Source organism: Rothia mucilaginosa (assembly GCF_964210535.1).
Lineage (GTDB): Bacteria > Actinomycetota > Actinomycetes > Actinomycetales > Micrococcaceae > Rothia > Rothia mucilaginosa_F.
Genome location: NZ_CAXOMR010000003.1, coordinates 1 through 13360 on the forward strand (window position 1 = coordinate 1; position 13360 = coordinate 13360).

Annotated in this window: 11 protein-coding genes and 1 rRNA gene; all 12 read left to right on the forward strand. The window is 56.3% G+C overall.

Annotated features, from left to right (window positions below):
* Nucleotides 1-53: 53 nt before the first annotated feature.
* A 5S ribosomal RNA gene (gene rrf / locus AB8C10_RS01860) occupies nt 54-170 on the forward strand.
* A gap of 256 nt (nt 171-426) precedes the next feature.
* The gene (locus AB8C10_RS01865; RefSeq protein WP_368866655.1) at nt 427-1539 is read left to right on the forward strand and encodes a hypothetical protein; all 1113 of its coding nucleotides are present in this window, start codon (nt 427-429) and stop codon (nt 1537-1539) included.
* Nucleotides 1540-1727: 188 nt separating this feature from the next.
* On the forward strand, nt 1728-2765 hold the full coding sequence (locus AB8C10_RS01870; protein WP_049338478.1) for an HAD-IIA family hydrolase: 1038 nt from the start codon (nt 1728-1730) through the stop codon (nt 2763-2765).
* Nucleotides 2758-2925 (forward strand): hypothetical protein, encoded by a 168-nt coding sequence (locus AB8C10_RS01875; RefSeq protein WP_005506658.1) that lies wholly within the window; start codon nt 2758-2760, stop codon nt 2923-2925. The genes AB8C10_RS01870 and AB8C10_RS01875 overlap by 8 nt, the downstream gene beginning before the upstream one ends.
* Nucleotides 2926-3015: 90 nt before the next feature.
* On the forward strand, nt 3016-3744 hold the full coding sequence (locus tag AB8C10_RS01880) for a TlyA family RNA methyltransferase (RefSeq protein ID WP_049340817.1): 729 nt from the start codon (nt 3016-3018) through the stop codon (nt 3742-3744).
* A gap of 217 nt (nt 3745-3961) precedes the next feature.
* On the forward strand, nt 3962-4285 hold the full coding sequence (merR, locus tag AB8C10_RS01885) for an Hg(II)-responsive transcriptional regulator (RefSeq protein WP_303964325.1): 324 nt from the start codon (nt 3962-3964) through the stop codon (nt 4283-4285).
* A gap of 32 nt (nt 4286-4317) precedes the next feature.
* A complete protein-coding gene (merA, locus tag AB8C10_RS01890) occupies nt 4318-5958 on the forward strand; it encodes a mercury(II) reductase (RefSeq protein WP_080977162.1) in 1641 nt (546 codons plus the stop codon).
* A gap of 333 nt (nt 5959-6291) precedes the next feature.
* A complete protein-coding gene (locus tag AB8C10_RS01895) occupies nt 6292-7287 on the forward strand; it encodes an NAD kinase (protein ID WP_368866656.1) in 996 nt (331 codons plus the stop codon).
* Nucleotides 7288-7306: 19 nt separating this feature from the next.
* Nucleotides 7307-9025: a DNA repair protein RecN gene (gene recN, locus AB8C10_RS01900; RefSeq protein WP_368866657.1), complete on the forward strand. Its 1719-nt coding sequence runs from the start codon at nt 7307-7309 to the stop codon at nt 9023-9025.
* Nucleotides 9026-9343: 318 nt separating this feature from the next.
* On the forward strand, nt 9344-11038 hold the full coding sequence (locus tag AB8C10_RS01905) for a CTP synthase (RefSeq protein WP_368866658.1): 1695 nt from the start codon (nt 9344-9346) through the stop codon (nt 11036-11038).
* A gap of 161 nt (nt 11039-11199) precedes the next feature.
* Entirely contained in the window at nt 11200-11874 is a 675-nt protein-coding gene (locus AB8C10_RS01910) for an NUDIX domain-containing protein (RefSeq protein WP_368866659.1), read from the forward strand.
* A gap of 93 nt (nt 11875-11967) precedes the next feature.
* On the forward strand, nt 11968-13308 hold the full coding sequence (locus tag AB8C10_RS01915; protein WP_368866660.1) for a tyrosine recombinase: 1341 nt from the start codon (nt 11968-11970) through the stop codon (nt 13306-13308).
* Nucleotides 13309-13360 lie beyond the last annotated feature (52 nt).

The window sequence follows — 13360 nt, forward strand, 5'->3', positions numbered from 1 at the left end:
GTTTTGTGTGTTTGCGTTCACTGTATGGTTTTTGGATAACAATCCCGTAGGTTTGCGGTGATTATAGCAAGAGGGAAACGCCTGGTTCCATTCCGAACCCAGAAGCTAAGGCTCTTTGTGCCGATGGTACTGCACTTTTGTGGGTGTGGGAGAGTAGGTCATCGCCGCTTTATTATTCAATAGCCCCGGCTTCGCCGGGGCTATTTTTGTTTGGGGAGGCCTAACCGCCTCCCCATTTGTCTTTAACATCCCATCAGTATGGGTGCACGGAAGCTGCTCTCTATACTAGAATGGTATGGCTTATGTTTAGGCATTAGCGGGTGTATCTAAGCACCCCTCATAGAGTTGATGCCTCAGGCAGCGGTTCGCCCGAATCGACTGCATACCCTACCCGCCCACACTGGCGGATACCTCCCAAGGAGATTCATGTCTGAGACCCCCCGTCACGAGTCTAACGGCTCCGGCCCCCGCCAGCACCGCAAGAACAGCGGAGGAAAGGACTTCCGCTCCAAGAAGGGCGGCAAGAACTTTGGCGGCAAGGGCGGTTTCAAGCGTAACGACCGCGGAGGCAAGAAGTTCGACGGTCGTCGCTCCGAATCCCGATCCAAGGCACCTCGCTCCAACGGACCCGAGGCTGAAGCACCCCGCGAAGAAGTACGCAGCATCGGTGGCCGTGCAGGCTACCGCCCCGCAAAGCCCAAGGCTCCGGAAATTGACGACGACATTACCGGTCGCGAGCTGGACGGTGCAACCTTCCGCCAGCTGCGTGCCCTGGAGCCCCGCAACGCTGAAACCGTTGCAAAGCACCTCGCCATGGCCGGTCGTTACCTCGACATCGACCCCGAATTCGCGCTGGAACACGCGGTCGCTGCATCCCGCAGCGCAGGCCGTATTGCGGCAGTACGCGAAGCAGTCGGCGTAGCCGCATACGTGGCAGAAGACTTCGAACTGGCGCTGCGCGAACTGCGCACCCACCGCCGTATCAGTGGCTCCGTAGACCACCTGGCACTGCTGGTGGACTGCGAACGTGCGCTCGGCCGCCTGCCCAAGGCACAGGAAATGATTGCTGAATTCAAGAAGGAAGAGCTGCCCGCCAACGTGCGCGTAGAGCTTGCCATCGTTGAATCCGGTATCCTCAGCGATCAGGGCAAGAAGTCTGAAGCTGTTGTAGCGCTGCAGATTCCTCAGCTGAACCCCAAGCGTGCCTTCGAGTACAGCCCCCGCCTGTTCAGCGCATACTCCGACGCGCTGGCTAACGCAGGCCGTAACCAGGAAGCAGAACGCTGGGCACGCCTCGCCTTCATGGCGGAAGCAGCACTGGGCCAGGGTAACTTCGCAGAACCCGAAATCTTCGATATGTTCGGTGAAGCAGGCCTCTTCGAAAAGGAAGAGAAGCCTGTAGAAATCACTGAGCCTGCAGAAGAGACTGCTGAAGCTTCCGCAGAAGAAGAAGCACCTGAGGCTCAGGAAGAGGTAGCGGAGGAAGAGAAGACCGAAGCACCCGAGGCTGAAGAAGCAGAAGAAACCTCCGCAGAATAAGACTGCAGAGGATCTAAGAATTCTGAATACTTGACCTAAGTGTCAGCGTGAAACCGCTGGACGCCACACCCAAGCAGGGGAGAGCGTCCAGCGGTTTTGCACATAATCGCCCGAAGGCACCAACGCTGGAGTGTCTAACAGGTACGATTAATAGCAACAACCGCCAGAGACCCCGAGAGGAACACTCTATGACCACGAACGCACTCCTATCCCGCTACGATGCCCTCCTCTCCGACCTGGACGGCGTAGTCTACGCGGGTCCCTTCGCCATCGAAGGTGCACCCGAAGCGCTCAACCGTGCCGAAGAAGAACTCAACGTACCGGTCATCTTCGTCACCAACAACGCATCGCGCTCCGTAGAATCCGTAGCAGAGCACCTGCGTGAACTGGGCGTGCACACCCGAGCAGAACGAGTCGTCAGCTCCGCACAGGCAGGCGCCGCACTGCTCGCACAGCACGTACCCGCAGGCTCCAAAGTACTCATCACCGGTACCGAAGCACTCGCCGACTGCGTGCGTGACGCAGGTCTGGAACCCGTACGTACCGAAGCAGAAGGCCCCGTAGCCCTCATCCAGGGCTTCAACCCGAAGATGGGTTGGGAAGACCTCGCAGAAGCCGCCTACACCCTCGCAAACCCCGATGTGCTGTGGATCGCAACCAACACCGACCAGACCATCCCCAAGGAGCGCGGTCAGGCGCCCGGCAACGGAACCCTCGTTGCGGCAGTGGCAACCGCCTCACGCCGCACCCCGCTTGTCGCGGGCAAGCCCGAAGCACCCATCTTCCACACCGCGGCAAAGGCCGTGAACTCCAGCCGCCCCGTCATCGTGGGTGACCGCCTGGACACCGACATCCTCGGCGCGAACAACGCAAAGATGGATGGTGCCCTCGTCCTCACCGGCGTACAGACCTACCAGGACGTCATCGAGGCCGTGCCGAACCAGCGTCCGACCTATATTCTGCGCACCCTCGAGGACTTCTTCGCACCCTACCCCGAAATTGAGGTGCTCTACGAAGGTTACGAAGTCACCGCAACCGGCCCCACCTGGCAGGCACGAGTCCGCGGTGAAAACCTGAGCCTGACCGGCCCCGAGATTGAAGACGCCGAAGCATTTGCGGGCAGCGAGAGCGAAGCCGAAGCATGGCGCGTAGCCTGCGCAGCATGGTGGGCAGCAAACCCCGAACAGGGTGCACGCCCCAACATCCAGGGGATCCCCGGTGCCTAAAGAACCGGAGACTAATAGCACGGCGGAGGAAACCGCTGAGCTTGACGCCGAATTTGAGCGCCAACTCGCGGCGACCCTCGCCATGGACCCCGTAGAGCGCGTCAAGCGCCTCGAAACGATGAGTGAGCAACTGGAGAAGGACCTCGAAAACCTCTCCTAGTTTGCGGCGGTGCCTCCTCAGACCAGCAATGCTCTGAGGAGCACTAGATAACCCGTCACCAGACGACGACAGAAAGAAGACAAGGACACCGTGCGCCTCGATAAATACCTGGTCGAAGCCGGATTCGTGAGCTCCCGAACCCTCGCCGCAAAACTCATCGCGGCAGGAGACGTGCAAGTCAACGGCAAGGTTGCGCGCAAAGCGTCCATGCTCGTGGGCCCGGAGGATACCCTCTACGTGCGCCAGAGCGAGCTGACCGAATACGTCAGCCGCGCAGGCCACAAGCTCGCCGGTGCCCTCGACGCGTTCCCCGAAATCGAGGTAGAAGGCAAGCGTTGCCTGGACGCGGGAGCATCCACCGGGGGCTTTACCGACGTGCTGCTTCGTCGAGGAGCCGCCCACGTAGCCGCCGTTGACGTCGGACACGGGCAGCTCGTGGACACGCTACGCGAAGAACCGCGAGTCGGCGTGTACGAAGGACTCAACGTTCGCTACATGAAGCCCGAAGACATTGGTGGGCAGGTCGAACTGACGGTTTCTGACCTCTCGTTCATCTCGCTGACCCTGGTTATGGAGGCGCTAGCGAACGCCACCGAAACCGGCGGCGACCTGGTGCTCATGGTCAAGCCGCAGTTCGAGGTCGGCAAGCACCGCATCGGACGTGGGGGAGTGGTGCACGAAGAATCCGCCCGCCGTGAAGCAGTAGAAAAAGTTCAGGCATCTGCGGTCAGCCACGGATTGCGTGTGATGGGTATGGAACCCAGCCCGCTCCCCGGACAGGACGGCAACGTAGAGTACTTCCTATGGTGCAAAAAATAAAGGGTCTTCGGAATATATAGTGGAATTACTTTCTTAATAGTTTAAAAACAACTGGTGTTTAAATCGGATTTTCTGGTGGGATGTTAGGATAATCAATAGTATTATATAAAAGTATCAATCACATACGAGTGATACTTTGGGAAAAAAATAAAATAGTCCAATTTACTTGACCGTGTACTATGGTACATGGTTTATAATATTCAGGGGGTGAAATAAGATGATTTATCGCATTAGTGAGTTTGCAGATAAATGTGGAGTTAATAAAGAAACGATCAGATATTACGAGCGAAAAAATTTATTACAAGAACCTCACCGAACGGAAGCTGGTTATCGGATATATTCATATGATGACGTTAAGCGTGTTGGGTTTATTAAACGAATACAGGAACTTGGTTTCTCTTTAAGCGAGATTTATAAATTACTTGGTGTTGTAGATAAAGATGAAGTTCGTTGTCAAGATATGTTCGAATTTGTTTCTAAAAAACAAAAGGAAGTGCAAAAACAAATAGAGGATTTAAAACGAATTGAAACTATGTTATAATAGAAACATTAACAAACGAAAGGAGCTTTTTTATGAATAAATTTAAGGTAAACATTTCAGGAATGACTTGTACGGGTTGTGAAAAACACGTAGAATCAGCACTTGAAAAGATAGGTGCTAAAAATATTGAGTCTAGTTATCGTCGTGGTGAAGCAGTATTTGAACTGCCCGATGATATTGAGGTTGAAAGTGCAATAAAGGCGATTGATGAAGCAAATTACCAAGCCGGAGAAATTGAAGAAGTATCATCACTAGAAAACGTGGCGTTAATTAATGAAGGCAATTATGACCTTCTTATTATTGGTTCTGGTGCTGCTGCCTTTTCTTCGGCAATTAAAGCTATAGAATACGGTGCAAAAGTTGGAATGATTGAGCGTGGAACGGTTGGGGGAACCTGTGTGAATATTGGCTGTGTTCCGTCAAAAACTCTTCTTAGGGCAGGGGAAATCAATCATTTATCAAAAGACAATCCGTTTATAGGTTTACAAACATCCGCTGGAGAAGTGGATTTAGCTAGTTTAATCACGCAAAAGGATAAATTGGTGAGCGAACTTCGGAATCAAAAATATATGGATTTAATTGATGAATATAATTTTGATTTAATTAAAGGTGAAGCAAAATTCGTTGATGCTAGTACGGTTGAGGTCAATGGGACAAAGTTATCTGCAAAACGCTTTTTAATTGCAACAGGTGCATCGCCTTCGTTGCCCCAAATTTCAGGACTTGAAAAAATGGACTATTTAACTAGTACAACACTTCTTGAGTTAAAGAAAATACCAAAACGATTAACTGTAATTGGTTCAGGATACATTGGAATGGAGCTTGGACAACTATTTCATCATTTAGGTTCAGAAATAACGCTTATGCAAAGAAGTGAGCGACTTTTAAAGGAGTATGATCCTGAGATTTCAGAGTCAGTTGAAAAAGCGTTAATTGAACAGGGTATAAACCTTGTCAAAGGGGCAACTTTTGAGCGTGTTGAACAAAGTGGAGAGATAAAAAGGGTTTACGTAACAGTAAATGGCAGTAGAGAAGTCATTGAATCAGATCAGTTACTTGTTGCCACTGGAAGAAAACCAAATACGGATTCTTTAAATTTAAGTGCAGCAGGTGTTGAAACTGGAAAAAATAATGAAATCCTGATCAATGATTTTGGTCAAACAAGTAATGAAAAGATTTATGCAGCAGGAGATGTGACTTTAGGACCACAATTTGTATATGTAGCAGCCTATGAAGGTGGAATTATTACTGATAATGCTATTGGTGGATTAAACAAAAAAATAGATTTATCGGTAGTTCCTGCTGTTACGTTTACGAATCCGACGGTTGCAACGGTTGGTTTAACAGAAGAACAAGCAAAAGAGAAAGGGTATGATGTGAAGACATCTGTATTACCTTTAGATGCTGTTCCAAGAGCAATTGTAAACCGTGAAACAACCGGTGTATTTAAACTAGTAGCAGATGCAGAAACACTAAAAGTATTAGGGGTTCATATTGTATCTGAAAATGCAGGAGATGTCATCTATGCAGCATCATTAGCTGTTAAATTTGGCTTAACGATAGAAGATTTAACAGAAACCCTAGCACCATATTTAACAATGGCTGAAGGGCTAAAATTAGTTGCACTTACGTTCGATAAAGATATTTCGAAATTATCTTGTTGTGCAGGCTAAGGGAACTTTTTTACAACTCCCTATTCAACGGTGTCGAAAGTAAATATAGTGCCGAAAATAAATAGTGCTAAGGCAGTCTGAGAGAAACCGCTCGGTAACGCAGGACGCGTTGAGGGCGGGGCTTTCTCAGGCTGCCGCGCTATTCGCAGGTATTTTTTACAGGTATTTTAGAGATACCCCAGCTGTACGCTATTCGAAATAATTTTCTAAAAATATAGCTCTTTAGAAAATCTTCGAGAACATATTCGGTATGATAGGTGTAGATACACCATCTCAACACCCTAGCATCACCGACCCAACACTGATGCTCAATACTGATGGGAGAGAGTCGTAATGGTAGAACAAGAAAGCCGTGCAACGCAGGAGACAGCTGCTACTGGCGCACGCCATGCTTACGGGGACTCTGCAGAGCAGCATCACCGAAAGATTCTCGTCTTCGCCCACGTGGGACGAAAAGAAGCACGAGATGCCGCCCGCCAGGCGTGCACCCAGCTCTACGAAGCGGGACTTGCGCCCGTCATGACTCGCTCTGATCTGGAGACTCTGAGTGAAAACTGGGACGAGCCCGTCCCCGTGCAGGTCGTGCACGAATCCGTGGCGCTCATCGATATTGAACTCGGTGTGGTGCTTGGTGGTGACGGCTCGATTCTTCGCGCCGCCGAAATGGTGCGCCGAACCAGCGTTCCGCTCATTGGCGTGAACCTCGGACACGTCGGCTTCCTCGCCGAATCCGAAGAGAGCGACCTGACCGAAACCGTTCGTTGCATCGTCAACAACGAATACACCGTTGAAGAACGCATGGCGATTGACGTGGAAGTCTGGAACGACGGCAAGCGCGTGCATAGCGACTGGGCTCTGAATGAAGCAAGCGTTGAAAAGGGTAACCGCGAAAAAATGATTGAAGTCATTATCGAGGTGGACTGCCGCCCGCTCAGCAGCTTCGGCTGCGATGGCGTGGTCATGGGAACCCCTACCGGTTCGACCGCCTACGCTTTCTCCGGTGGCGGCCCGGTCGTCTGGCCCGAAGTTGAAGCAATTCTCATGGTGCCGCTCTCGGCTCACGCGCTCTTCGCGCGCCCGCTGGTAGCAGCGCCGACCTCCACCCTGGCGGTAGAAATGATGCCCGGAAACGGCGCCTCCGGCGTGCTCTGGTGCGATGGTCGCCGAACCGTGGAACTAGACCCCGGCTCCCGTATTGAAGTGCGACGCTCCGAAAAACCGGTGCTGCTCGCCCGTATTCACCCGGCTCCCTTCTCGGAGCGACTGGTGCGTAAATTTGAGCTTCCGATCCGTGGCTGGCGCGGCCCGCAGGATACCGAGAAGCACTAAAGAAAAGGAATGAACGTTCGTGATTGAGGAAATCCATATTCGAGACCTCGGTATCATCACCGATGCGAGGCTCCCCCTCGAACCCGGATTCTCCGTGCTGACCGGTGAGACCGGCGCAGGTAAAACCATGGTCGTCACCGCCCTTGGTATGCTCCTGGGTGCCCGCTCCGACGCCACCAGCGTGCGCAATGGCGCCAAGAGCGCCCTTGCCGAAGCAGTGATTCGCCTGCCCCACGGGCACCGCGCCCTTGAGCTTGCCGAAGAAGCCGGCGGCACCGCCGAAGACATCGACGAACAGACCTCCGAGCTGCTTCTGGCACGCACCGTCAACGCATCGGGACGCTCCCGCGCCCACGTCGGCGGTTGCTCCGCACCCATCGGAACCCTGTCTCAGATTGGCCAGACTCTTGTTGCGGTCCACGGCCAGTCCGATCAGTTGCGCCTCAAATCTGCGGCAGAGCAGCGCCAGTCCCTCGACCTGTACGCCGGCGAAGAGCTCGCCAACCTGCTTGAGAAGTACCGCGAAAACTACGAGCGATACCGCGCCGCCGCCGCAGAGCTGAAGGAAGTGCGCGAAAACTCCCGAGCACGAGCCCTCGAAGCGCAGACCCTGCAGGGCGCCCTCGAAGAAATCAGTGCCGTCAACCCGCAGGCCGGGGAAGAAGAAGAGCTCAAAGCCGAAATGGTGAAGCTCATGAATGTGGAGGCGCTACGCATTGCCTCGGCAACCGCCTCCGCAGCACTGAGCGGTAGCGAATACTCCACCGGCGATGAGCAGAGCGTCATGAGCCTGCTCGATGCAAGCCGCTCCGCGCTACAGGCACAGGCAGATGCTGATGAAGAGCTTGCCTCCCTCGCCGCACGCGTCAATGAGCTGCTGATTCTGACCACCGACATCTCCTCGGATTTATCTTCATACATGGCGTCCCTGGATGTTGAAGGCCCCGAACGCCTGGCGCAGGTGCAGACTCGCCGCGCCCAGCTGGCGACCCTCACCCGCAAGTACGGTGCCGACATTGCCGAGGTCCTCGAATGGGCCGAAGAATCCCGTGCACGCCTCGAGACTCTGGTGGACGACCCGCAGCGACAGGAAACCCTGGAAACCGAGCTGGTGCAGCTACGCAAGGTGCTCGGCGCCCAAGCAGAAGAGCTGACCGCCCTGCGCCGTGCCGCCGCGCAGAAACTGGCGGACGCCGTCAGTGAAGAGCTCACCGCTCTTGCCATGCCGAACGCCTCCCTGGTTGTGGAGGTCGCCGAAGCTGAAAAGTTCTCGGTGCACGGTCGAGACACCGTGACCTTCATGCTGGCACCGCACCGAACCGCCGTACCGCGCCCGCTCGGTAAGGGTGCCTCCGGCGGTGAGCTCTCCCGAGTCATGCTCGCCCTGGAAGTAGTGCTTGCCGAAGTAGACCCGGTCCCGACCTTCATCTTCGACGAGGTGGACTCCGGTGTGGGCGGTAAGGCTGCCATCGAAATCGGCCGCCGCCTCGCTATGCTCGCCCGACACGTGCAGGTTCTGGTGGTCACTCACCTGCCGCAGGTTGCCGCCTTCGCGGATCAGCACATCCTGGTGCTGAAGAATGATGACGCGTCTCTTTCGAAGGTCAAGGTGCTTTCCGAAGAGGAACGCGTGGTGGAGCTGGCGCGAATGCTCTCCGGTCACGACCAATCAGAATCGGCGCGAGAACACGCCCGAGAGCTGCTGGCAGCCGGTAGGGAAGTACCGCAGGGACGCTAAACCTCGGCGAATAGTAGCGATGACCGAAGGTCAGGAAGAGGTACCTTTCGGCGAACAGACCACTAAAGATATTGAGAAACGCGAAAATGCCTCAGAAAGTTATCGGTGCATCCCGCACAGATGACCAACTGGGGCGCATGGAGGACAGAGGATGTGAGATACTCTGTGAATGCTCCTACACGTGCTTCTATACGGCGCGGCGGGAATATTAAAGCCCCGGCTCCGTTTACAGTGGTGATAAGGATAAATAGGGGAGGGTACATTGCCTGAGAGAATCCTCTCGCGGCATAACCCTCTGCTTGGATAGCAGACAAGAAAATGGTAGGCTTGAATTCCGTGGTGAATGAAAAAAATAACGCTCTGAATGCGTCCTCTAACGACAAGGTAACCCGCCAGATTTTCGTGACCGGCGGCGTTGCATCTTCTCTCGGTAAGGGCCTGTCGGCCTCTTCCCTCGGTCAGCTTCTTCGCGCACGTGGCCTCTCCGTGACCATGCAGAAGTTCGACCCCTACCTGAACGTCGACCCCGGTACGATGAACCCCTTCCAGCACGGTGAAGTCTTTGTCACCGACGACGGTGCTGAAACCGACCTCGACATCGGACACTACGAGCGTTTCCTGGACGAGAACCTCGACCAGTCTGCAAACGTGACCACCGGCCAGGTCTACTCCTCCGTCATCGCAAAGGAACGCCGCGGCGAATACCTCGGCGACACCGTCCAGGTTATCCCTCACATTACTGACGAAATCAAGGCCCGCATGCGTCACGCAGCGGAAATTGAAAACGCACCCGACATCATCATCACCGAAATCGGTGGTACCGTCGGCGATATCGAGTCCCTGCCCTTCATGGAAGCAGCACGCCAGGTACGCCGCGATGTCGGTCGCAAGAACGTCTTCTTCCTGCACGTCTCCCTGGTGCCCTTCATCGGCCCCTCCGGCGAGCTCAAGACCAAGCCGACCCAGCACTCCGTCGCAGCACTGCGCGGCCTGGGCATCCAGCCTGACGGTCTGATTCTGCGCTGTGAGCGTGAGGTCCCCGCATCGCACCGCTCCAAGATCGGTAACGCATGCGACGTGGACACCGACGCAGTCATCTCCTGTGCCGACGCACCCAGCATCTACGACATCCCCAAGACCCTGCACAGCCAGAAGCTCGACGACTACATCCTCGACTACTTCGGCATTGAAGCTCCCGCACCGGACTTCACCCAGTGGGACCGCCTGCTCGACGCAGTGCACCGCCCCGCAGCAGAGGTCAACGTTGGCCTGGTCGGTAAGTACATCGACCTGCCCGACGCATACCTGTCCGTCTCCGAGGCTCTGCGCGCCGGCGGCTTCGCAAACAACGTGAAGGTCAACATCAAGTGGGTTGCAGCGGACCTGTGCGCAACCGACGAAGATGCAGACCACCAGCTGCGCAACATGGACGCAATCCTCGTGCCCGGCGGCTTCGGCATCCGCGGCCTGGATGGCAAGATCGGCGCCCTCAAGTACGCACGCGAGCACAAGCTCCCGACCCTGGGCATCTGCCTCGGCCTGCAGTCCATGGTCATCGAGTACGCACGCAACGTACTGGGTCTGACCGAAGCATCCTCCACCGAGTTCGATCCGGAAACCTCCGTACCGGTCATCGCAACCATCGAAGAGCAGAAGCAGTTCGTCGAAGGTGCAGGCGACCTGGGCGGCACCATGCGCCTGGGCCTGTACAAGGCAAACCTCGTTCCCGGCTCTCAGGTTGCTAAGGCGTACGGTGCAACCGAGGTTGCAGAGCGTCACCGCCACCGCTACGAGGTGAACAACGAGTACCGCGAGCAGCTTGAAGAAGCAGGCCTGCGTATCTCCGGTACCTCCCCGGACTCCTCGCTGGTCGAGTACGTGGAACTGCCCGCAGAGGCACACCCCTACTACGTGGCAACTCAGGCACACCCCGAGTACCGCTCGCGTCCGACCCGCCCGCACCCGCTCTTCTCCGGCCTGATTAAGGCTGCTCTGGAGCGCCGCGGCGCCTAACATCCGTGGTACCTAACATCTAGGTACAAACGTTCAGCATCCCGCTCACCCCGCACAGGGGTCAGCGGGATGCTTTCGTTTAAACCCGAACGTGCTTTAAACCGTGCCCGTACCTGACGCGCCAAACGTAGCGGGGCTAAGAAGCCGCCTACAATGAAAGAATGAGCAACAACCAGCAGATTATTGATGCACCCTCCGAACGCACCATCCGCACCCGCACCGTGAAGTACAGCGGCTACGTGATCGAAACGACCGTTGAAGAGTACGAACTCAACAAAAACACCGTGCTGACCCGCGACGTCGTGGAAATGCCCGGCGCCGTCGCCGTGGCGGTCCTCAACGACAACAACGAACTGCTGATGCTCAACCAGTACCGCCACCCGGTGCGCATGAACCTCTGGGAAGTACCCGCCGGGCTGCTCGACATCGACGGTGAAGACCCCCTGGTCGCCGCGCAGCGCGAACTTGCCGAAGAGGCAGACCTGCAGGCAGACACCTGGAACGCTCTGACCGACTACTTCAGCAGCCCCGGCGCAACCAGCGAAGCAGGCCGCGTCTACCTGGCACGCAACCTCTCGGAGCTGCCCGCCGAAGAACGCAGCGAACGCACCGAGGAAGAAGCAGAAATGACCTACCGCTGGGTGCCCCTCGCCGAGGCAGTACAGCTGGTACTGGGCGGAAAGGTTCACAACGCGCTCGCTATCCAGGCGGTACTCGCCACCTACGCGGCTGCGCAGAAGAACTTTGAAGGCCTGCGCCCCGCCGAGGGCGGCTGGGAGTTCCACCCCTACATAGGGCAGCGCCGCGAAAAGCCGGAGAACTTCCGCAACCACTAAGAACCGAACAAGGGGGCGAGGGAGTAGCCCCGCCTACGGCAAACCCAAATATCAAGAGACCCAAATATCAAGAGAACCGGCAGAGGAGACAGCGTGAAGCAGGCAAAAAGCGCGGCGAGCAAGACACCCCGCGGCGCGGGTCTGCTTGGTGTGCCCTCTTCTGCCGGTTCCTCCGTGCTGGGTTCTTCTAACAGGGGTTCTTCTAGCCTGGGTGCTTCCCACCAGGAGGCGCAGACCCCGCTCCAGAGAGCCATTGACCAGTACCTCATCCACCTGCGCGTGGAGCGAGGAAGCAGCGAACACACCATCGCCTCCTACGCGCGTGACCTGCGACGATACAGCGCCTACATGGCGACCCTCGGCGTCATCGACCCCGAACGCATCACCACCGCGCAGGTGCGTTCCTTCTTGCGGGAACTCGCCGCCCCCACCGTGCCCCTTGCCGGATTCGCCGCCGGATTCGAAGCGGGGGAGAAGAACAACCAGAACGCGCAGGAAGCTCGGGAAGCGCAGGAAATACAGGAAGAAGCCGCAGAATCGCTGGCGCTGATAATCGCCTCCGAATCGGGGCGCGGTGCAGGAAACGGGCGTGTTGGAAAAGGGCGTGCCGGGCAGCCGGAGAAAGCCGGGGAGTCGGACAAAGAAACGGCAACCGCTGAAGGCGCACCGAGCCTGCCCCTACCCTTGGGACCGAACTCCATCGCCCGCACCATGGCGGCAGTCCGCGGCGCACACGCCTTCTGGGTCTCCGCACTCATCGTGCCCACCGACCCGGCGGCACCGGTCACCCCGCCCAAGAACGTTAAGCGCCTACCCAAAGCAGTCAGCGTAGAAGACATCCAGCGGCTACTCTCCGTACCCGACCGCGAAACTGCCACCGGGCTACGCAACCGAGCCATACTCGAATTCCTCTACGCCACCGGTGCGCGCGTGAGCGAAATGCTCAACGCCGATATCGACGACGTGCACTTCGAGGGAACCCTCACCGATGAAGACGGCAACCAGATTACTCTGCCCGGCTACGTTCGACTCTTCGGCAAGGGAAATAAAGAACGGCTCGTACCCATCGGTAGCTACGCCCAAAAAGCAATCCAAGACTACCTGGTGCGTGCCCGCCCCTCCTTCGTAGCGCACGGTAAAGGCACCGCCGCGCTCTTCGTCAACGGACGAGGCGGCAGACTCGGACGCCAAGGCGCCTGGCTCATCCTCAAAGAAGCCGCCGAAGCCGCCGGGCTCAGCTCCGACTTCTCTCCGCACTCCATGCGGCATAGCTTCGCAACGCACCTGCTACAGGGCGGCGCCGATATTCGCGTGGTGCAGGAACTGCTCGGGCATGCCTCCATCACCACCACTCAGGTGTACACCAAGGTCACGCCCGAGGGGCTCATGGAGGTGTACCGCATGGCGCATCCGCGTGCTCACGAACGGGGATAAAACCCCGTCAATCCGCGGAACAGCCGCTCTTGAGGTAACCTTATAGACAACG

Excerpts from the sequence above, each read along its gene's own strand:
- AB8C10_RS01910 (WP_368866659.1), top strand. The coding sequence starts at position 11,200 with ATGAGCAACAACCAGCAGATTATTGATGCACCCTCCGAACGCACCATC.
- AB8C10_RS01870 (WP_049338478.1), top strand. The coding sequence starts at position 1,728 with ATGACCACGAACGCACTCCTATCCCGCTACGATGCCCTCCTCTCCGAC.
- AB8C10_RS01905 (WP_368866658.1), top strand. The coding sequence starts at position 9,344 with ATGGTAGGCTTGAATTCCGTGGTGAATGAAAAAAATAACGCTCTGAAT.
- merA (WP_080977162.1), top strand. The coding sequence starts at position 4,318 with ATGAATAAATTTAAGGTAAACATTTCAGGAATGACTTGTACGGGTTGT.
- AB8C10_RS01895 (WP_368866656.1), top strand. The coding sequence starts at position 6,292 with ATGGTAGAACAAGAAAGCCGTGCAACGCAGGAGACAGCTGCTACTGGC.
- merR (WP_303964325.1), top strand. The coding sequence starts at position 3,962 with ATGATTTATCGCATTAGTGAGTTTGCAGATAAATGTGGAGTTAATAAA.
- AB8C10_RS01865 (WP_368866655.1), top strand. The coding sequence starts at position 427 with ATGTCTGAGACCCCCCGTCACGAGTCTAACGGCTCCGGCCCCCGCCAG.